This is a genomic window from Fulvivirga maritima (assembly GCF_021389955.1).
Taxonomy (GTDB): Bacteria; Bacteroidota; Bacteroidia; order Cytophagales; family Cyclobacteriaceae; genus Fulvivirga; species Fulvivirga maritima.
Map to the genome: position 1 here is coordinate 2,634,172 of NZ_CP089980.1, position 21,218 is coordinate 2,655,389.

Consider the following 21,218-nt stretch of genomic DNA (forward strand, 5'->3'; position numbering starts at 1 on the left):
ACAGTTCTGGCTATTTCGGTCGGACTATGCCAGTTGTTTCGGTCAAACTATGCCAGTGATTTCGGTGTATCTATGCCACTTTAAGAGTTTCGTAATTTTAGTAAATATTAATGTTTCAACATACCTTTTCTCAAAGATTCTCCTTTGAGATCTATTCTATGAGAAGAGTTAACGAGCCTGTCTAATATGGCATCAGCAATAGTGCCTTCACCAATAATATCATACCAGGCTGATACTGGTATTTGAGAGGAGATTATAGTTGAAGTTTTTCCATGACGATCATCGATAATATCCATAAGTACTTCTCTTGCAATATTGTCCATGCTTTGTAAACCAAAATCATCTAGTATTAATAGTTTGGCAGAGGTAATTCGTTTAAGTTCTTTGATATAGGTGCCATCTACTTTGGCAAGTTTCATTTTGTTGAACAGGCGAGCTGTTACCTGATAGATGGTGCTATAGCCCATCAGACAAGCTTGTCTGCCTATGGCCTGACTCATAAAGCTTTTGCCAACTCCTGAAGCACCTGTAATAATGATGTTCTCACTTTGCTTGATGAACTGTAAGGAGGACAACCTGTTGAACATGTTTTTATCCAGATTCCTATTTTCAGAGAAAATTATTTCATCCATGTCTGCCTGCTGCTTGAAGGTGGCTTTTTTCATCAGCCGTGTAATCTTCTTATTCTGCCTGTCTTCCCATTCACTTTCAGTGAGTAAGGCCAGATATTCATCTGGGGTGCATTTTTGATAAGCATTGCTACTGAGTTGTTGCCTGTGCAGTTCAGCCATCGCAGACAGCCTCATGGATTTTAATTTTTCTATTGTTTGATTATTGTTCATAAAATTATTGTTTACTGGTAATGGTTAGCCCCTCTGATGTTTTTGTGAGAAGGGATATGTGATTGATGGTTTTCTTGTTCTATTTCATGCTCGTCCATATTATTACTGAGTATATTTTTGAGCCTTTGATAGCTGTAAGTGTCATGATGAACAGCCCTTAGGCAGGCTTTATCTACACGCTCATGCCCATAGTTTTTGGCCAGCATTAAAATGCCCATAGCTCTTTTGTAGTTAATCTCAGGATAGTCCCCCTGCAGGAATAAACCTGTCATAAACAGCTTTACATTTACACCTATTTTACCTCCCTGATCAGAAAAGTACTTGGGACTCCATTGGCTATAAGCACGGTGTGTACTGGAGAGGTGATTCTTATTAGTAATATAAGCCCCCTTACTCATCACTCTATTATGCAGAGCAATGCGTTGGCTTTTGTAGTATACTTCAACATGTTTGGAGGTATACTGTATCTGAGTTTGAGAGCCAATGTAGCGATAGGGAACGCTATAATAAGTCTTGTCAGCCGAGAAGTATACATATCCCATCTTCTGTACCTTGGCTCTGGCGTATTCTTTAACCTGATAAGTAGTTTGAGGTAAGCTTTTTAGAAGGGATGATTCTACAGATTGGAACAGCTCTTTTCTGGAAGCTTCTTTTCTTTGAAAAAGTACATTATTATAACCCTTAAGATGATGTTGGATCTCTTCATTAAGCGCTTCAATAGAGAAGAAAGTCATTTTACGCATAGGGTAATAAATGCGCTGATAGGCCAGCTGAACAGCATTTTCTACCAGTGCTTTATCTTGTGGGGCATAACTACGTGTAGGGTTTATGGCACACCCATAGTGATGAGCAAAGTCTTTGAAAGTTTTATTAATAACCGCCTCATACTTACTGGATCGGGTAACTGCCGATTTAAGGTTGTCTGACACGATGGCTACAGGTACTCCTCCAAAGAAGCGGAGTGCATTATTGAGGCATTGAATAAAGTCCTCCCTTTTTTGACTTTTACAGGCTTCCACATAAGTATACTGACTAAAAGGAAGTGTAGCCACAAAAACTTCTACCTGGCTTACTTCTCCAGTAGATGGATCTACTACTTCTAATTTCTTACCTGCAAAATCAACATAGAGCTCTTTTCCTGCCTTGTGCTCTAACTTCATAGAACCTTTGGCCTGTTTGTACTTACGCTGATAATGGGTGGTAAACTGGGTGTAACTATAACTATCCTGAGTTTGCTCAGCATACAACTGGTAGTGGTACTGAAGGGTAAAGCCTGGGTGATGACGCTGTGGGTGCATGGTCTCAAAAAAACGCATTAAAACCGCATAACGATCATTGTTTATGGTTGTCTTAGACGAAAACAGTTCTTCTAAGGCATCAGTATCCAACTGGAGCAATGCTTCCATGGGCTGGCCGCTTGACTGAAGTGATCGCAAATAATGGTTAACAGTGTTTCTATTCACACCCAGGGTCAAAGCAATTTGCCGATTGCTCAATCCTCTCAAATGAAGATTGATAATTTGTTTTAAGTCCATTATGTCAAGTTTATTCGCCATCCTTTTTTTGGGGCGATATTAACAATCAATGAACTCTTAAAGTGGCATAAATCGAACCGTAATAGGTATCAATTATTATAATATGGTGGCACAAATCGAACCGTAATCAAGTAGATACACTGGCACGGTTTGAACCGAAATCACTGGCATACACCTGACCGAAATGGGTGGCATAATTCAAACCGTGGTATCCAGATGAGCTAACACTCCCGTTCAAACAGGGTTCTAGTATTGTTAAAGCACGCTCTAACTGTTTATTCATAGAAATAAAAGAGATAGGCATGTTACTTTAAAAGAAACATGCCACAATGGAATAAGATTTTGGTTAATTGATTTTAAGTTAAAAATCTGATTCTTCTAGCCTAATCTCTTTACCATCTTCTATGAGGGGACTGACGGCATAATATTCCTCGTCTTTTAGATAGATTGTTATTAACGGTTTGCTTAAATCTCCTGTATACTCATCGTAATCTACAGAAAGTGATTCATTATAAAATAGTTTTAAAATGCCTTTTTCTTGTTGCTTAATACAAGAGTATTCTAAATATCTAAGGACTGAAAAATTTCTGTAAAGCGCGGTTTTGTCGTCAATATTTTCTATTTCATACATGATTCCAGGATCCGTTGCTTCTGTGCCTTTTATATGATATATTAACTTATAAAAATCATACTCATCTGATCTTAATTCAGATTCAATTATGTCAACCGCCTGATTGAAGTCTCTTGCGATATTAGTTATTTTGTAATCTTTATTAATTAACTTAATCTTTATATACACAATCGTTTCATGACCCATATTTATAAAAACGACTTTATATACGTTGTTTTTAGATGTTTTTGAAACATTTAAAGTGTTTATATCGAATTTCTCGTAGTCTTGAGCATGTATTATCCCATTATAATCTAAGTCACCCAAATGTTTACTAAAATCTTCAGATAGATATTTATCGAAATCACATGTGTTTGTGCTATTATTTAAGTCAGTAAGATAGGAAGCATAAAAATCTCTGATAAAATTGATTAATTTGATTTCATCATTATTATTTTCTAACTCTGTTTTTTGCGTTTCAATGTTAACTGTTGAAATATCACCTATAGCATTCTTTTCTTTTTTAGCATGTTGTGTACACGAAATACTTGCTTGAATAAAAAAGAAAAGGATTAAAAGTCTTAATTTTTTATTTATTCCCATCTGTAAATTTTATATTTTGGTTGTGCATTTCTATATGATTCACCTGGATAAAAGGTTCTTTGAACAAAATCAGAAACCCAGTTTTCTCCATTATACATTTGGATATGACCATCTGGATTATTTTTGAAAGACTCCATAACGACTATATCTCCTATTTTATCATCTCCAATAGGAACCTCTACAAATCCTTTCTTTAGCAAAAAAGGACCGTAGTCTTTCGCTGACAATGGTCTTCCTGCAGTACTCATTCCACCTGCTTCTAATGCCAATCGGACATACTTGGCACAATAGCCTACAGCTACATCTATAGCCCCAGCTCTTTTGTTTAATCTTTCGATTACTTTATTTAAATCAAGTCCTTCTTTTTTATTTTCTATTAATTCTTTTGGTTCAGGTTCCTTGATACCAAATCTCTTTAAAAAGCCTTGCTCTAAGTGTAAGTCAGAATTTCCAGATAATTCATCTGCAAGATATTTATTATATGACTCCCATTGTTTTATACGAGCGTTATGAATAAGCTCTTTTCTTTCCTTTTTGTTTTTTGCGTTTTTGGCAGGTCCTTGATTTTTAAATCTGCCAGGGGTAAAACTTGCCCAAGTATATGCAGCACATTCTTCTATAGCTCTCGTTACAAAGCCATTTAACAAATATCCTAAAAGTTTGGCTGACTTTGGTTGATGTAATAATAAAGCAATACAAAACTCATCCTGAGATTTGGGAGAGAAATCTTTGATGCCATATTTTTTTACGAAGTTTCTGTTTTCATTTTTCTTTCCTGTTTTCTTTCCGTTCTCTACTACTTCACCGTTGTAATCCCACCACGTAGTTTTCATAATTTGGTACGCACCAGCCGCTGTACTATGTATTTTATCTCCATTTTTGTTTGTATACCAATAAACAGGTTTTTCAGGGTGTGTGGTGGTATCATCAAATTGAGTTCCACCAAACAGTGTAGTGTATCCTTTTTCTCCTGGCACACCTTCAAATTCTTTTATTAATCTCAAGAAGGCTCTTATCATAGCTTCTGAATTACTCTTAGCTTTGCCTCCACCATAAATCCTCTTCATATGCTCCACAAAAGCAATAGGATGAAAGTGCCATACTTGATCTGTACTAGGGAAGGTTCGCTCAGGTGGTTTCACTTCCTGCTGTTTTTCCTCTTGTGATTGTTCTTGCGTTTCAGGGGCTTCCTTCTCTTCACTTAATTCTGGCTCAGTTACTGTCTCAGTGTTGGTTGTGGTCGTCTGAGTAGTAGCGTCAGTTTCGACTGGTTTAGTGGTTGCCGTAGTTGGTTTTGGTGTGAAGTTAGGGAAGCCAAGATTGGTTTCTATCCTTCTCGTAGCTGCTGCTAATATTTCAGGGTCATCAGTGCCAAATCCTAATTCTTTAATTCCTTTAGGTTTTATCTTCTCGGGAGTAGGAAGATCCATAGGAGGGTAGTATGTTAAACCAGCGGCTTCTTTCCAGAACATCAACTTTCCTACCTGATCTTTTATAGAATTTAGCTTTTGCTCTTTGAGACTTTCCAGATCCCACTCTCCGTCTTCGTCTTCTTGAGCAATCAAGTAGTCAAAGAATTTGGTGACGTTATTATCTATTATGTCAGCGAGATAGGTCTGTTTTATGTTTGCCGATTATTTCATGTAGAAATTGGACGCGTTTCCGTTTTACTCAAACGCGCCCAAATAGGGGGTAATTACCCACAAGATATAGTTTGTTAGAAGAAAATTACTTAATCTTTTCAAACTCGATAGCTCCTTCTGGTAAATAAGGTAATTTACCCTCAAAATAAAATTTACCATCAGAAGACTTATAGAACTTTAAAAAATCATAAGACCTGGTATTATCATAATTTGCTCCTGATATATTTTTATGATGAAACAAGCCTAAAGTATCTCCTACTTGAATAGCTTTTAACTGATCAGTGTAGCCATATTGACGTGCTTGAGTAGTTAACCTTAGGTCTTTATCTGTAAAACTCAAAATATAGTCAAGATCAAAGTCACCTCCTTTGAAATAATAAGTTCCGTACCATTTCGATTCAATGCGTGTAATAGCCCTTTCTTCCTTGTACTCTTTGGGACTTAATGCTTTTTGGCTGCTTCCAGAGTGATCATTAGAGTTCGTATTCATAAACTGATCACATTCCTGCTTTGAAAAGCACTCTATGCAAGGCTGCTCTACGTAGTCAAATTGATCAATTTTAGACTCCTCAGTGTATATCCTACCCGTAATTTCCCATAGTTCTCCCTGATTCTTTAAACGGATAGTGTCTATTTCCTCATCAGTCCACTGGCATATTACATGGAATTCTTTGTTGCTAATTCTATCCTTTCTTAGAATTTGTTTATTATACATACCATCTAGTTGGGTTTGAATATATAAAGAATCCCCTCTTATTATTATTTTTCTTATGCTTGCATCACAGGGGTTATAAATCAATAATTTTCCGTCTTTTTCTACTAAATTGACAAATTCATAATCTTTTTCGTGAAAATTTGTCTGAGTATCACATTCTGATAGAGAAATTATGACAAAGGTAAAAAGGATAAAATGTATAACTTTTGACATTAAATTCATGTTAGTGCTATTTTTGTTACTCTATTCGTTTTTGTGGCTCTTGCAATCTGTGTGACGGTATACTTTCTTCCATCTTTTCCTCCTCCCGCATTAGCATCATCATTTATCAACTTGTATCCTTCTACTAATTTAAATTTATATTTTTCTTGGGCACCTCTAAACGTTCCTACATCCCAGTATTGATAATAAGTCTCCCCTTCTATGCAATTTTTACCAACGATAACAACATAATGATCGGTAGTATCTTCATTTATAATGCCATGTTCTCTACTTTTAAAGGTATGATGTACTCCAACCCTGATAGGTATGTTATTAGACAGAGCTAAATTCAAATATTCAATTGCTTCTTTGCTTTTTTTAATATCAAAATCCAAAGTATCAGCAGCTTTATTCTCTAATGCTAACTGATAGTATGCTACTCCCTTTTCAGATATTCCTTCACAGCTAATACCATTAATTTCTTCGATTATATGTCTGGATACTGTACCGCAATTTGAAGATCCTTTTGATTGAGATTGAAAATGTATTAAATCTCGTACATCATAATGGCTTTGATTACAATCGGGACATTTTAATTCTAAATTTAATAAAGTGCAACTATTATTGGTTGCACATCTATTCTTATGATTGATACCCTCCTCATACAATGCCTCTATTTCCTCTTTGATTTCCCAAACATAAGTTTTTCCTCCTTTTTTACCATAAATTTTTTTGCCAGTTGGATCTTTTGTAATTTCTCCTTTTTCTTTTAAAAACAATTTGTTATCCCAATAGCTTTTTTTCTTATCTCCTGTAGCATTATCATCAAATACAACGTAGTCAGGCTCGTGACCATGCCCCACGGCATTTGGCCATAAAATAGCTAAGTAAAAGTCAGCAAGGGTTTTTAGCTTACCCTTTTTTGGTTCCAAATAGTATTCAACATACTTTAGTTGTTGCTCAGGACTCATATATTCTAGATGATTTGGAGTTATTTTAGTTCCTTTTCGTCTATTAATCTCCTCAGCGGCTATATTGCCAATTTGTATCAGTCCTACATATTGACTTCCCGCTCTTCTTTCATCAGCTCTGAAACTTTTGTTAGTTTCTAGAGCCATGGCCGTCATTAAATGGTTAGGATCACATTCAAGTCTTTTAGAAATCTGAATTACTCTCTTTCTAAATTCACAGCTTACTTTATTCCCCCATACTAATTGAGGACATTCCTCCGAAACCGCACCATAAATCTTCTTCATATGCTCCACAAAAGCAATAGGATGGAAGTGCCATACTTGATCTGTACTAGGGAAGGTGCGCTCAGGTGGTTTCACTTCTTGCTGTTTTTCCTCTTGTGATTGTTCTTGCGTTTCAGGGGCTTTCTTCTCTTCACTTAATTCTGGCTCAGTTACTGTCTCAGTGTTGGTTGTGGTCGTCTGAGTAGTAGCGTCAGTTTCGACTGGTTTAGTGGCTACCGTAGTTGGTTTTGGTGTGAAGTTAGGGAGGCCAAGATTGTTTTCTATCCTTCTCGTAGCTGCTGCTAATATTTCAGGGTCATCAGTGCCAAAGCCCATTTCTTTAATGCCTTTAGGTTTTATCTTCTTGGGAGTAGGAAGATCCATAGGAGGATAGTATGTTAAACCAGCGGCTTCTTTCCAGAACATCAACTTTCCTACCTGGTCTTTTATAGAATTTAGCTTTTGCTCTTTGAGACTTTCCAGATCCCACTCTCCGTCTTCGTCTTCTTGAGCGATCAAGTAGTCAAAGAATTTGGTAACCTCATTAGTTATTTCATTAGCGGTATAAGACCATTCAGTTTTGTGTTGGCAAACTATTTTAGATACAGCAAGTTGCGTTTCAAGCATACTATATGCGGCATCAAGCTCCAAAACATTTAAAACATCATCATTTTTCACATTCAATGTTTTCCAGAACTTCTTTATAAAATCACTAGCATGTGAATCGTTGCAGTCTCTAAGCCCTTTTACTTCATACATGTATTCATCTCCTGCTTTTATAGTTTTAAAGCCAGAATTTTTCCAATCATGGAGACTAAAGGTATCGAAATTCTTATTTTCTATCCACCCCTTTTTTGTTTCTTTTTTATTTCCGATTACATAGCTACAGGTAACTTGAATCCATGCTTTGTCTTTATTTTCTTCAACCTTCCTCGCTTGGCTAAGATCTACTATAGCTTCTTTGCATAACTCTTCATATTCGCCTATTTCATCTTCATTATCTGGTATAGCCAAATAAGCTTTAGTAATATTTTTATTTAGTGTGGTATGTTCGCCTTGTTTAGCAGGATGAATATCGTAGTATTCTTCTTGAACGATTCTTTCTTCCTCCCTGCAGTCGCTCTTTGTTAAATACTCCAGGAATGAGTCAGTGGCTTGTCCAAAAGGTATAGGCACAGTTACTTTTTTATCTCTGGTTTTTGTTTCTTCAACAGGGAAAAGATCTTTTGTTTTTACCCAGAACTTACCGGGATTATTTTTTGGTCTATATTCTACCTTTGTTATGTCACCATTCTGGCTTAACCAATAGACAAAACTGTTTACATCTGGTATTTGATTATTGAAATGAGATTTATTTATCTCATCAAAGCATTCGGGCTTAATTTGAAAGTAAGCATTCCTGGGGCCTGGAGGATCAACCTTGTTATGTAAATATGATTTGTTGAGGGAGGCTTTTACTGGTTGTTTGTCTTCTTGAATATTAACGTACTCACCCTTAATGTCTAACACTTTCACTGTCGAACCTTTGGGCAGGTCAACAAGAGTAGTAATACTTTTCTTTAGTATAGTGCCTTCAGGCAATATAGTGTAATTCTTTTTATCTTTTCCTGCTTTAAAATCATTTGATAAAAACTCTTCTACTTCTTCAGTCATGAACACATCTACCTGAGCAGCGTGGTAGTTGCTGCCAAGGTCACCTTGCAATAAGCCAGTATAACCAATAAGTTCTCCTGCCTTGATAGGAATGTCGCAGGCTACTATTTTGTCAATAGTTATTCTCTCTTCATCAATTTCTTGTGTAATGGCAAAATTACTAGAGTGAGTATAGCCTTCATATCCCTCCACTTTAGCCCAATATGTTTCTTTGCCTTCTTTTATTTTAACCTCTTTTTTTTCAAGCACATTTACTATGGTGCCTTTAGGTATTAAACCTATAACAGCTGAATCGCCGTTAGCTTCTTCTCTTAAACGGGATCCTCGTTCAATTCTTTTTTCATCAGAAAAACCAAGATAATCTATGAATTTACCTGAATCGCCTTTAGTATTGATTTTATATGAATCACCCAGATCTTTTAGCGAAGAGCCATCAAAAATGTAAATATCATCGTGGTAATCTCCATTTCGATCAGTGTAGGTTACTTTAATTCCTCTTCCATTCTTTATAAGTTTACCTTCTTCATCTAACACTTTACAAACCTCATCTCCATAAGGTATAACTAGTTTTTTAGTCTCTTTACTCCTAAAATCAGTTACACCTGCACTGTTAAGTGTTCTCGCATTTAGACCTTTAATGGTTGTTACCGGAAAATCATAATCTTCTTCTTTCGTTGCTTTCAATGTTTCGTTGCGCATAAACTTGGGTAAGTCTATACCACTTCGGATTTCTGTATTATTCTCTTTGTAATAAGCTGAAGTGGGTAGCAAATGATTATAGAGGCTGTAAAAGGTGAAGAATTTCTTCTTTACCGTGGTTTTCTCGTCATCAGCGCCTTCATTTTCGACCTCCTCTTTACTTATTTCTATATCGTGCTGAATTAATATAAAATTATTGGAGTATTTCTTTTCTCCTCCGGTCTCGCTATTAGTGTTGTCACTAGAGTCTTTTAATGTCTGATACTCCTTGTTCATCCTATAAGCTATAATGCGTCCGTCAGCAATAGCTTGCATGGCTTTGTCAGCACCTTCTATGTGTACACCACCATGCCAGGTGTTAAAATGACTTATCAGGTATTTCCCAAATTGATTTGAAAACTTCAAATCTTCACCGTTTCCATCTTTTTCGGGGTAAAAAAAATTCATATCTCTGACTGTTAAAAGCTGATGTTAAATTGACCTAATCTACCTTGTTTCTTGCTTTCATCCCTCAGCTTCTCCTGATTGGCTTGTGCTTCTTTGGTGTTGCTGAGCAGGTGGTTGGTAATCGTAATTTTAGGGAAAGGTATTTTTTCCAGCGCCATAATGGCGGTAGGGGTAGAGGCTCCTGTGCCTATAAGTACAGTAGGCTCACCTACGCTAATGGTGCCTCCGTGTGCTGTGAGGGCACCTACGGTTACTGCTGGTTTACCGTTTATGAGCACGGTAGATTCTCCCTGGGCTATAGTGTCAGGAGGACCTGAGCAAACACACATGTCACCCATAATGGCTGCGGGCTTACCGCCTATCAGTACATTGGGTGAGCCAGGTCCGCTAATGGGGCCTCCTACATGAGGCACGGTGCCGGTGCACATCGGGCACACGTGCATACTTCCTATGGTAGCTGCTTGTCCTGGCATAGTTTAGTTCAGTTTTAAGGTGGTACCTTTTATCTCTGTCATGGTTTTACCAGTCACTTTGGTCTGAGCTCCGTTAAGTTCAGCATTGGTAGAACCTTCCATAATAGCTTTTTGACCTTTGGCAGTATAATCGCCAGTGGCTTCCATCGCTAAGTTGCCATCACTCTTAGCGGTGAGGTCATCAGAAGCCTGCAAGCCGAGTTTTCCATTGGCAATCAGGCTGGTATCTCCTTCGGAAGAAAAGCTCAGTGCATCTGATGATTGTATATTCAGCTGCTCTTCCGCTTTTATATTGATATTCTTAGCAGTAAGATCCAGATTTTCAGTAGCATTTATGGTCAGGGATTTCTCCTGAGTGTTGAAAGTGATAATGCTTCCCTCATTATCATAAATACTAATAGTCTCTTCTCCTTCAGTGTCATTAAGCTCTATAGTATGGCCGCTTCGGGTACGTATAGCTTTAATGTTGTTGGCATCTGTTTTCCAGCTTTCAGGTTTTTTGGTGCCAGTATATAGGGCTCCCATTACGTAGGGACGCTCCGCGTTGCCTCCTTCAAAACCTACCAGGACTTCTTCACCTACTTCAGGTATAAAGTGGAATCCTTTTTCTCCACCAGAATGTGGCGTCACCATTCTTAACCAAGGCGTCATCTCACCCGTAGGTTTTTGCCAGGCAAACTGTACTTTTACGCGGCTCAGTCCGTCTGGATCTACATTGTCAGTAACCATGGCTACCTGGCTTTCACTACGCGGGAAGGCCATAGCATTACTTTCAGGGTAAATGTCTATTTCAGCAGATACGCCTTCAAAATAGTTAATATAGTTGCCGTTTTCAGTAGCAGTGTGCATTACCTTGGTTACTCTAAAGGAGCCTTGTGCTGCTGCTGTATTTTTTACTGCTACTACCTGTCCTAAGTATACGCCAGGGTTATCACTAGATCCTTTTACGATTACTTGCTTGAGTTCGCGGCTCTTCTTTTGCTTTTCTACCTGCAGGTCAAAACGCTGCTTTAGGGTGCTGTCTGTGTAAGAATTAAGGTATATGCTGGTCTCTTTAGCATATATTTCACCACTTTTTTGGCTGGTAAAGCCATTATATCCATTTACCCCTGTGTTGATCTCCTGAGAGGTTTTTTCATGTAGCTCATCAGTGAGATAGTCATTAGTGAAGTACTTAAAATTATTAGGAGAGGGGTTAAGCTCTAATGAGAATTTCTTCAGGTCATGCCCATAGGTAAGAGGCACTTCATCACTTTCTTTAGGAGCACCAAATACAAGGGCTTTGCCGTCATAGTAAAACCATTCACTATGCTGTGCTGCCAGTCGGCTGGCATATTCAAAAGCACTTTCGTTTTGCTGTACGCTATAATATAATGCCTCGGTGTTTTGAGGGTTGAAAGCAGTTTCTAGTCTTGAAGTGTCGTATCCTTCAAAGGTTTTGGTAAGAATGTCAGAAAGGCTCACTTCGCTGTGAGAAGCATAGTGAGGACCGTCATCAGCTATGATACTGGCGCTGTGAGCGGTAATTTCTACGGTGTCTTCATCACCGCTATCATAGGCTTTGGTGTTGTTTACTTTTACCACTATCCCTTTAAACTCCAGCACACCGTACTCGCTGTAGCCTTCATCGGAGCTTACACTCATGGTAATAATTTCACCTAAAAAATTTTTACTTTCAGAGGCTAACTCATCGCCTACTTTTTCCAATACGTCCATTCGGCATACCAGTGTAAGCATGTGGTGTGCATCCAGATCTTGCTGTAATGCTAATCTCTTGTAAGTGGGGATCTGGTTTCCTCCAATATATATTTCTATGTTGGTTTGTAGGGCCATAATATTTTTGATTTTATAGCAAATCGCTAAAAGAATAATTATTTAGTGAACCTGCCATTAGCGTATTTTAAAATAGTGGTGTCACCGGTAGGCTTTAAAAAGCCGGTTTCCTCTTCTTTTTTGTACTCCGGAAAAGAGATGGTCTTAGAAGTGGCGTTGTATATAGGGTAGCTCTCGGATGATCTGGGTTTAGTGTATGTCAGCTTATCTTCACCATCAAAACAAGCTTCGCAGTTGTAGAGATGTTGGTTTTTCCATGATAGCTTCTGTAAGGTATAATAATCTGTGCCTCCGCCATTAGTGCCATAAGCCAGCGACAAATAGCTATTATCTGGTAGCTGATATGCTTTCAGGTACATAGAGCCAGAGGTATTATCATTATTCTTAATACTGCCTGTTATAGCCTCGCTTTCCTTTACCCACACGAACATGTTGTTATAGGTGTGGTTAGAGCCTGCGTTAAGTAAATCCCATGAAAAGATCTTTAGCTTCTGATCATCAGAAGTGAAGATATGTATATTAGGGTTACTGTTTAGGGCTTTAAAATCGAGCTGAGCATATTTAGGCTGACTTAAATATGTTTTTAATTCATTTTCAAACCTTTGGATTATGCTATCTCTGCCTTCTGATTGGTCAGTAGCATAATTATGCCTTTGTTCATAATATCTGTTATAGATGTTCAGTAAGAGGCTATCAGGATTTTCAGTTGTTAAATTCTGATCCGCTTTCTGAGGCATGCAGCTGATGTGTAACATAGCCAATGCTATAACGATTATGAAAGATGCAGGCTTCATTGAGAAAAAATGTTTTTAGTTAACATGTATCTCCAGGTAGCTACTCTTTCCAGAGCCAGTGTATGTACCATACCTCGTTCAGCCTTATTGGTATTATAATCCAGGCCTCGGTTAGCTTGCAGCCATCTGGCAGCGTTGCCTTCACCTTGATAGTATACATACGTCCAGTAAGCGAGCTGATCATCAGTGGGTTTGCCGTATCCCAGTGCTTTGGCTTTAGCCAAAAAGCGATCTTTACGGTGAGCTAAAGTAGCTCCAAATGCCCATAATGCACTTTCCAGATCTTTGAATATGGCCGATTGTGTTTGCTGACCAAGTTCATTGATTCTGGTATCCTGAATAAATTCAGCATCATTGAGTAAATCAGCCTTGCTGTTACCCTCGTTGTAGCTGTCTGGCAGGTATTTTTTATACCTAACGAACTCTGAGCCGAAATCATCAGTGCCCAACACATTAAATCCACTTACTTGCTGATCAGTGATCACCATGTGCGGAGGGTTGGGGTCATAGCTGTTATCTACGTATACGTTGAGTCCTTCTCCTACAGCAATAGTGTTAAAGAAGGATGGCTTTAAGCCTAAAGCGGCAGCTATGCTTTCTATTAGATCCAGCACGGGTTTTTCGTTAGGATCATCTACATAGCCAGACCAACCGTATACGTTGTTTACTCCATATTGCGTTTTAAGCTCCTGCTTTATTTGAGAAGCCGTTTTTTGTTGTTCTGCCATAAGTCATACTAATTAAGCTTTGGCAGGCCAGTTTTTGGAAAAAGTGGTGCCCTGCATAGTAAGCTCTTTGGCTGAAACTACCAGGTGTATGCGCAGAGGTTGTGTGTCTACAGAGTTAAATCGCTCTCTGTATTCTACACAGTAAGCTTCTTTGAAGGCAAGCTTCTTCAGGCTAGAGACATTATCTCTTCTGAAAAAAGTTATTTCGCCAGACTTGGTGGCGGTGCCGGATGAGATCCATTCGAAAAAATCGATTTTCACATTAGATTCGATGACCAGTTGTATCAGTCCTCCCCTAGGTTTGGCACTGGGTCTTCCGGTTTCATCTATGCTTTGCTTTAAACTGAAGTCGCATTCTAAAATATTGAATTCCTCATCATCTAAAGTCAACTTTGCTAAGAAAGACATGATAGTAAATAAGTTTAAATAAAAAATGGCCAAGTAAAATTTGGCTTTAATAAAGGCCAGTTTAGACAACAAAGGGTTGTACCAAAAGCCACTTTTAAACCAGATTGAGGTTCATGAAATCTCATTTTTAAAAGAGATCACATTTCGGGTGCCTCAATATGGCATTCACTTATGAAGTAACTTCTTTTGATACAACCCCTTAATTATGCTTTAATTAAGGTGAAAAAAATTACACCCACTCATTTACATGCTCGCCATTACCTACTTTGATTACTCTAGCAGAAAGAGTAATAGTTTCAGTCATAGGGTTATCGCCAGACGAGTTGAAGTTTTCTTTATATTTAACCGCGTATGCGTTTTCGAAATCTAACTGCTTAGAGGTAGCATCAGTGTCTCTCTTAAGGAAGACAACAGAACCATCTCTCATCTCAAAGTTATTGAACATCCAGTCAGAAAGGCTAGTGTCTGCAGTAGACTCCACCTCGATAGTGATCATACCTCCTCTTGTAACAGAAGAAGGACGGCCAGTGGCGTCAGTTTCTTGGTTTAAGCCATAGTTACAGCTTAATACATTGTACTCATTTCCACCAACTTTCAATTTTGCTTTAAAAGACATAGTAATAAAATTTAAAATTTATAATAATAATAAAATAGTTATAATAATGATTGTGACTTGCACGGTTCGAAGCTAATAAAAAAAATAATTTTCTTAAAATTTGTGTTTTAGAGAAAGGTAACCAGAGAGGTGTGATATATTTTTTAACTCGCTGGTATTTAGATTAATAAATTTTATTTGGTGCAAATAAAAAAAATTAATTTATGTGAATTTTTTTAAAAAATAAGAATAATCCAAGTTTTGGTAATTTAAGCTGAAAAAGTAGTCTCAGGGGGATTAGATTCAATTTTCTCTGATTTATAGGCTATTTATGGTTTTAATGCAGGCAGGGAGTTGTTGACTAGTAAGGGAGGTTTTGAAATATGATCAGAACGCAGCCTGCGCTCCAAGCCAAAGTCATCCTGAGACCTAACATTTGTTTCAACCGCACAAAAAGAAATGACGTTAAGAATAGAAGTGGCCTGTACAATATAGCCGAACCTGGCATAGTGCAATTTGCCTGTCCCTGAGCATGGTTGGATAGAAAGGAGTCACAAAGTATGGTACTTCCTTGTTTTTATAGGAATGTCCGATTGGTAGTCTGTCGTGTACAATATTTCATCCTACAGGTCTTTGTTTAACTTTTAGAATATTAGTCATGAAAAAGATGAGAGCAAATGCTGCAGGCATAGATATAGGAGCCAAGCACATTTTCGTATCCGTGGAAAACAAGGATGTTCGTGTTTTTGAGACTTTCACTGAAAGTTTTAAAGAGGCATCGTGTTATTTATTATCAGAGGGGATCGAGACAGTGGCCATGGAAGCCACCGGCGTTTACTGGATCATCCTTTATGAGATCCTAGAATCAGCAGGTTTAGATGTCTGGTTAGTAGATGGGCGCCAGACAAGACAAGTACCAGGTCGAAAGACTGATGTAAAGGACTGTCAATGGATTCAGCAACTTCATAGTCATGGCTTATTGAATCGCTGTTTTGTTCCCGATGCTCAAGTGAAGGAAGTTCGTGCTTACCAGCGGTTGCGAGAAGATCATCTCAGAACAGCCTCTATGCATGTAAACCACATGCAAAAGGCGCTAATAGAGATGAACATCCGGCTCAAAGAAGTGCTCAGTCAGATACATGGCGCCAGTGGTCTGGCGATCATAGAAGCCATCCTGGCAGGGGAACGTGATGCCCAAAAGCTCTTATCCCTGTGCCATAGCAGTATTAGAGAAAAGAAAGCCTCTCAAGTCATCAAGGCACTTTCAGGCTATTATACCGAGTCAGGGTTATTTGCTTTGGGACAGGCATACAGTGGTTACAAATTTTATAAACAACAAATACTGGCATGTGACCAAAAACTGGAAGAAGTCATGAAGCGGTTCAATAACTACGATTCAGATATGGAAAGCAAAAATGAAATAGATTCTGTTAAAGATCGAAAACCTGTTAGACATAATAAACCTGATATAGACCACTTAGGAGGACACCTGCTGAAAATCTTTTCAGGCAAAGATGCTACGTGTTTGCCGGGTATTACCGATTATACCTGGCTACAATTGTATTCTGAAATAGGCATGGAACTTTGTAAGTGGCCCAGTGAGAAACATTTCACTTCATGGCTAGGATTATCTCCAGGTCAACACCAGTCTGGCAAGAAAAATAAAACCAGAAACAGAAAGTACAGGCCAAAGGCAGGACAAATATTCAGACAAATAGCCCAAAGTTTAATAGAAAGCAAAAAGATAGCACTGGGAGCTTTTGGGCGTAGATTGAAAAGCAAAAGAGGTCCAGGCATAGCCACTAAAGCTACCGCCCGAAAACTGGCCGTACTCTACTGGCGGCTTATGGTAAAAGGGCTTGATTATACAGAACGGGGCATCAAAGCATATGAAGAAAAAATGCAGCTCCATAGAGAAAGATGGCTAGTAAAAACAGCTAAAGAATTAGGTTATGAGCTTGAACAAATACCTATTTAGTGTATTACGTCATTGGTAGGCACTCGAAGGATAGACTTTCTACTTACCAGTGACTGCTAATGCTGGTTAACAGGAGTAAATGTGTAACAATAAAGCTTGTATTTCCATAATGCAGGCCTAAGCTTCGATTCACCTCGGCTTGACCTCGTTTTTAGTTTGACAGTAAGAGTAGGCATAAAAAATCAGAACGCAGCCTGGGCTCCAAGGCAAAGTCATCCTGAGAACTCACATTCTTCAAATCTTTTTCGAAATCACTATGAAAATGAGCGTCATTCCTGAATCATGAAGCGCAGCGGAAGGATATCAGGAATCTCGCAGATCAGATACTGCTAACTGAGCGGTGAGATCCCGGCTCTTCACTTCGTTGCGGCCGGGATGACGACAATGATGATGCTAGTGTAAATGTGTATCAATAAAGCTTGTGTTTCCATAATGCCGGCCTAAGCTTCGAGTCACCTCAGCTTGACCCTGGGGCTAGGCTAAGTTTTCTACGCAAATAAGTTATCCGGTGGTATTTGGATTAGTAGGGCTAAATATCATCTGGGGTCAGATGATATCAATTAGGTTGACTAACTGAAATAAAAAAAGAGGTTGAATGTAAAGTAATTACTTTTATCCAACCTCTTCATTTATAATTTACTAGGGTTTATACCCATGCATTTTCATGCTGACCGTCGCCAATTTTAATTACTCTGGCAGAAATAGTAACTGTTTCTGTCATGGCATTTCTTCCTGTTGCGTCAAAGTTCTCTTTGTACTTTACTGCATAGGCATCTTCGAAAACTAATTCTTTAGAAGTAGCATCTGTATCTCTTTTTAAGAATACGATAGATCCATTTCTCATTTCGAAGTTGTTGAACATCCAGTCAGAAAGGCTGGTGTCAGAAGTAGATTCTACTGTGATAGTGATCATACCACCTCTGGTAACAGCAGAAGGACGACCGGTGGCGTCAGTTTCCTGGCTTAAGCCGTAGTTACAGCTAAGCACATTGTACTCAGTGCCAGAAACTTTAAGTTTAGCTTTAAAAGACATAATAATAAAATTTAGATATGTATAATAATTATAATAAATTCTATATCTAGAATAATCCGAAAGGTTGGAAATAAACGCGAATATAAAAAGAGTTATCTAATATATTTTAAGAAACTCTTTCACAAATGATCACATCATTTTCTTTTAGGTTGTTGGCTTCTATAGTTTTATTGTAGTTAATAAACTTCGGTGTGCCCATCCAGTTGGGTTTTCTGTAAAAGATCCATCCTGTGGGATTGTTGTCTTTATCCAGATAGGTAATGCCGTTGCCGGGGTGTGTTTCGTTATAGTCGTTTATAAAGAAATAGAAAAGTTTGCCAAATTCCATTCTTTCGGGTGCTTTTAACCGGAAGTTGCTAAATTCTGTAGAGTTGTCACCTTTTTCGAATTCAAATGAAAGTACCAATGGGTTCACCAATTCATCTTCTTTGGGTTCTTTTATGGTTACTCCTGCAGGGTAAAACCATTTTTTGTATATAGGAGTGGGTACCAAAAGGGCAAATTCAAAGAGTTTTACTATTAGCAAAGGCACGATAAATGATATGGTGCTAAGCAGAAATGTAAAAGTGTAGAATGGTTTATATAGGTTGCACACGAACATGAAGCCGACTATGCCTATAAAAATGGTGACTACGGTGAATAGAAATTCAGCCCAAAAGCTACCGGGTTTTTCCGACAGCTGAGGGAAAAATTTTCTTAGACCAAAAACATGTAATACGCCTAACAGGAAGAATACTACCTGAAAGCTTATAAAGTTATTGATGGGGAGATTTTGTAATACGTTGTCGCTCGCCAGAAAACCACTAACGCCAAAGAGTACTATAACTACTAACATGTAGATGAAGAATTTTTTAGCATCTTTTAGGAAGAGCTTTTTTAGTTTGGTTACTACCGTCATAAGTAGTGCCGTGATAATCAGTAATACTATTCCCAGCTTTATCATGGTTTCATTTTGGTTATTAAGTTGTAAAAATTATAAACGAGTATTGAGTCCTAGCATTGGAGTGTGCTCATCATTGAGCTCAAACTCATTATCGTCCTTTTTATTTAGTATATTAAGTGTTGTCTCTACTTCCAAAGGAATAAAGAAATCAAAAAATATGTCTGTGACTTTCGCAAGTATACCGCCTTCCAAAAAGTGGTGTATTTTGTCATTATTAACAGGGCCTATTTCTACATCATAGTAGGGGTATAGTACCTCATCTTCTTCATCGCCTAGAATAAAATCTACCCCTAATTTATAGTTTCGTTTTTCGTTTTTAGGGGTGTCATTGTTGAATTGATGCTTTCTGAAATTTTTGGTAATGGTCACGTTCTCGTTTATCACCTTCTCCAGCGCTAGTGCTGTAAGCGCCTCTTTGCCTGCTATTTTATAGGCAAGAGGGAGTAGCTTTAATAGCCTGAGGTTATATTTTACAGGGATTTCGGCGTTAAGCCCCCAAAAGCGGATCAGGAAGTCATTGTCTAGATTATTGAATTCTTCAATGAGCTGCCTTTCTTTCTGCTCTATTTTTACTTTTTGAACAAATAATTCGTTCTCAATAGGAGCGAAGAAGCTACGGGCACTTTTTTCTTCTTCTTTGTATTTCCTGCGTATTTTTTTATAATCATTTCCATCATCATCTTTGATTTTTTCATGGAAGAAGCCTTCAGGGAGTAGGTCATACAGGCTGTTGCGAGCCAGGTTAAGCTGTATTTTTGGAGGCGTCTCTAATAAGCTAAAAAAATTAACATCTATAACATCAGTCCTGTAAGAACGGGAAAAAGTGCCTTTATTAAATATGTCTATGTCTGAATAATCTAATTCAGAGTTTTTAAGGGCTTCAGAAACCAGCACCTCAGCTCTTAGGTTTTGGTAAAAAAGAAGTAGTTCCTGATAAACCTTTTTAATTTTATCCTTTTCCATTCTTAACTAGCTAAAGAATATCATTTAATTATTTTCTGTACTTGTTTTTATTGGCTTTCTGCCTGCTGCTACAAACATTTTTTGCCAATAGTCATCAGAGAGATTGCTTATTTGTACCCCACTATGCCCCTGGGAGTCATGATTTGAGGCGGAATGCACAAAATGTTGATTGTCCAGGTATACGCCTACATGTGTAATAGGTAGATGCTGAGCACCCTGGCTATTGAAAAAAAGTAAATCTCCTTCATGTAAATACTCCTGACCTCTAAATTTATCTGTATCAGGAGACATAAACTGCCTTTCGGCGGTTCTTTCAATAAGCTTGTGGTATACATCATGATAAAGATATTGCACAAAAAATGAACAGTCTATCCCAGCCTTATCTTCTCCTCCCATCTTATAAGGAGTGCCTATCCAGGATTCGATAAACTGATATAAATTCAAGTTGGTAATCTCCTCTGGAGAGACCCCTATCATTTCACCATACTTTTTTTGGATAGGAAGTATGGTGGGTTCTTTAGGTTTTGGTTCTACATCATTATCGTCTAAATGGGCCAGAGAAGATTGACTTTTGCACCCTTGTATACCTGCCAACACAACAATTAAAAAAAATATTCTGCAATAAGAATTCATTTCCCCACATGATTTTTCCAAAGATAATATACATCAAAAGCTTTTTATAGTTGTTAGAGGAATAATTTTATTTTATGAGATTAAGGTATGGAAATATTAAAAATGATACCTTTGTATACGATTTTTTCTGAGATGTGTCATATTTTTGACTTCTGTCTGATGGATCATTTTTTAATTTTGTTGCATTTTTTATGTTAAGTTCCTTTTATAAATTTCCTTTAAATACTTTAGATATCATTTCTAAAAGGGAGGCTGATAAGTGTGATATATCAGCATCGATATCTAATTTTATTCGTCTGATAATTACTTCTCAGTTTGGAGAATGTGCCTTTGATGACTCCTTTGGATCTATTATTTGGGAGCTTGATTTTGACAACCTAACCTCAAATCAAAAATTAAAGAATATTATAACTAATTCGCTTTTAACAAGTATAGCTGGCAAAGAAAGAAGAATTAAGGATTTAGATATAAGTGTAGTAATTAGGGAAGATGAGTTTGATCATTTATATGATCAACATAGGGTGAAGAAGAGATTGGAAATATCTCTACGAGCCGTGATAAGAGCTACTAATGAACCTTTTTCTTTTTATGATAAGTTTTACATAGCACCGCTATCTTATTAAATAGACGATTTTGAGCAAGACCAACGAAATA

At 37.7% G+C, this 21,218-nt stretch carries 18 protein-coding genes; 2 read left to right on the forward strand and 16 right to left on the reverse strand.

Annotation, left to right across the window (positions count from 1 at the left end):
- Window positions 1–107: 107 nt before the first annotated feature.
- The 12 genes from istB to tssD (LVD15_RS11325) all read right to left on the reverse strand — a co-directional run bounded on the left by istB (window position 108) and on the right by tssD (LVD15_RS11325) (window position 15,035).
- Window positions 108–842: an IS21-like element helper ATPase IstB gene (istB, locus tag LVD15_RS11270; RefSeq protein ID WP_233780431.1), complete on the reverse strand. Its 735-nt coding sequence runs from the start codon at window positions 840–842 to the stop codon at window positions 108–110.
- 11 nt (window positions 843–853) lie between these two features.
- On the reverse strand, window positions 854–2,377 hold the full coding sequence (istA, locus tag LVD15_RS11275) for an IS21 family transposase (protein ID WP_233780432.1): 1,524 nt from the start codon (window positions 2,375–2,377) through the stop codon (window positions 854–856).
- Window positions 2,378–2,738: 361 nt separating this feature from the next.
- Window positions 2,739–3,590 carry a YqhG/Tai3 family protein gene (locus LVD15_RS11280; protein WP_233780433.1) on the reverse strand — a complete coding sequence of 284 codons (852 nt, stop codon included), beginning with the start codon at window positions 3,588–3,590 and terminating at the stop codon, window positions 2,739–2,741.
- Complete coding sequence (locus LVD15_RS11285) at window positions 3,581–5,155, reverse strand: glycoside hydrolase family 24 protein (RefSeq protein WP_233780434.1); 1,575 nt, start codon at window positions 5,153–5,155, stop codon at window positions 3,581–3,583. Before LVD15_RS11285 ends, LVD15_RS11280 begins: the two co-directional genes overlap by 10 nt.
- Before the next feature lie 163 nt (window positions 5,156–5,318).
- Window positions 5,319–6,161 (reverse strand): hypothetical protein, encoded by an 843-nt coding sequence (locus LVD15_RS11290; RefSeq protein ID WP_233780435.1) that lies wholly within the window; start codon window positions 6,159–6,161, stop codon window positions 5,319–5,321.
- Window positions 6,162–6,166: 5 nt separating this feature from the next.
- A complete protein-coding gene (locus LVD15_RS11295) occupies window positions 6,167–10,183 on the reverse strand; it encodes an SH3 domain-containing protein (RefSeq protein ID WP_233780436.1) in 4,017 nt (1,338 codons plus the stop codon).
- Window positions 10,184–10,194: 11 nt separating this feature from the next.
- Complete coding sequence (locus LVD15_RS27100) at window positions 10,195–10,656, reverse strand: PAAR domain-containing protein (protein ID WP_306416926.1); 462 nt, start codon at window positions 10,654–10,656, stop codon at window positions 10,195–10,197.
- 3 nt (window positions 10,657–10,659) lie between these two features.
- Window positions 10,660–12,489: a type VI secretion system Vgr family protein gene (locus LVD15_RS11305; RefSeq protein WP_233780437.1), complete on the reverse strand. Its 1,830-nt coding sequence runs from the start codon at window positions 12,487–12,489 to the stop codon at window positions 10,660–10,662.
- A gap of 38 nt (window positions 12,490–12,527) precedes the next feature.
- On the reverse strand, window positions 12,528–13,226 hold the full coding sequence (locus tag LVD15_RS11310; protein WP_233780438.1) for a hypothetical protein: 699 nt from the start codon (window positions 13,224–13,226) through the stop codon (window positions 12,528–12,530).
- Between the two features lie 53 nt (window positions 13,227–13,279).
- Window positions 13,280–14,011 carry a hypothetical protein gene (locus LVD15_RS11315; RefSeq protein WP_233780439.1) on the reverse strand — a complete coding sequence of 244 codons (732 nt, stop codon included), beginning with the start codon at window positions 14,009–14,011 and terminating at the stop codon, window positions 13,280–13,282.
- A 12-nt stretch (window positions 14,012–14,023) separates the two neighbouring features.
- Window positions 14,024–14,419: a type VI secretion system tube protein TssD gene (tssD, locus tag LVD15_RS11320; RefSeq protein WP_233780440.1), complete on the reverse strand. Its 396-nt coding sequence runs from the start codon at window positions 14,417–14,419 to the stop codon at window positions 14,024–14,026.
- 229 nt (window positions 14,420–14,648) lie between these two features.
- Window positions 14,649–15,035 carry a type VI secretion system tube protein TssD gene (gene tssD, locus LVD15_RS11325; RefSeq protein ID WP_233780441.1) on the reverse strand — a complete coding sequence of 129 codons (387 nt, stop codon included), beginning with the start codon at window positions 15,033–15,035 and terminating at the stop codon, window positions 14,649–14,651.
- A gap of 637 nt (window positions 15,036–15,672) precedes the next feature.
- On the opposite strand from tssD (LVD15_RS11325), the gene LVD15_RS11330 reads away from it, so the two are divergent.
- Window positions 15,673–16,992 carry an IS110 family RNA-guided transposase gene (locus LVD15_RS11330; protein WP_233776597.1) on the forward strand — a complete coding sequence of 440 codons (1,320 nt, stop codon included), beginning with the start codon at window positions 15,673–15,675 and terminating at the stop codon, window positions 16,990–16,992.
- Window positions 16,993–17,638: 646 nt separating this feature from the next.
- On the opposite strand, the gene tssD (LVD15_RS11335) is transcribed toward LVD15_RS11330, so the two are convergent.
- The 4 genes from tssD (LVD15_RS11335) to LVD15_RS11350 form a co-directional block, all read right to left on the reverse strand.
- Window positions 17,639–18,025 (reverse strand): type VI secretion system tube protein TssD, encoded by a 387-nt coding sequence (gene tssD, locus LVD15_RS11335; RefSeq protein ID WP_233780442.1) that lies wholly within the window; start codon window positions 18,023–18,025, stop codon window positions 17,639–17,641.
- Between the two features lie 106 nt (window positions 18,026–18,131).
- Window positions 18,132–18,968 carry a TssN family type VI secretion system protein gene (locus tag LVD15_RS11340; protein ID WP_233780443.1) on the reverse strand — a complete coding sequence of 279 codons (837 nt, stop codon included), beginning with the start codon at window positions 18,966–18,968 and terminating at the stop codon, window positions 18,132–18,134.
- A 30-nt stretch (window positions 18,969–18,998) separates the two neighbouring features.
- Complete coding sequence (locus tag LVD15_RS11345; RefSeq protein WP_233780444.1) at window positions 18,999–19,931, reverse strand: hypothetical protein; 933 nt, start codon at window positions 19,929–19,931, stop codon at window positions 18,999–19,001.
- A gap of 24 nt (window positions 19,932–19,955) precedes the next feature.
- Window positions 19,956–20,525, reverse strand: coding sequence for a C40 family peptidase (locus LVD15_RS11350; RefSeq protein ID WP_233780445.1), 570 nt, complete (start codon window positions 20,523–20,525; stop codon window positions 19,956–19,958).
- A 230-nt stretch (window positions 20,526–20,755) separates the two neighbouring features.
- On the opposite strand from LVD15_RS11350, the gene LVD15_RS11355 reads away from it, so the two are divergent.
- Entirely contained in the window at window positions 20,756–21,187 is a 432-nt protein-coding gene (locus LVD15_RS11355) for a GPW/gp25 family protein (RefSeq protein ID WP_233780446.1), read from the forward strand.
- Window positions 21,188–21,218 lie beyond the last annotated feature (31 nt).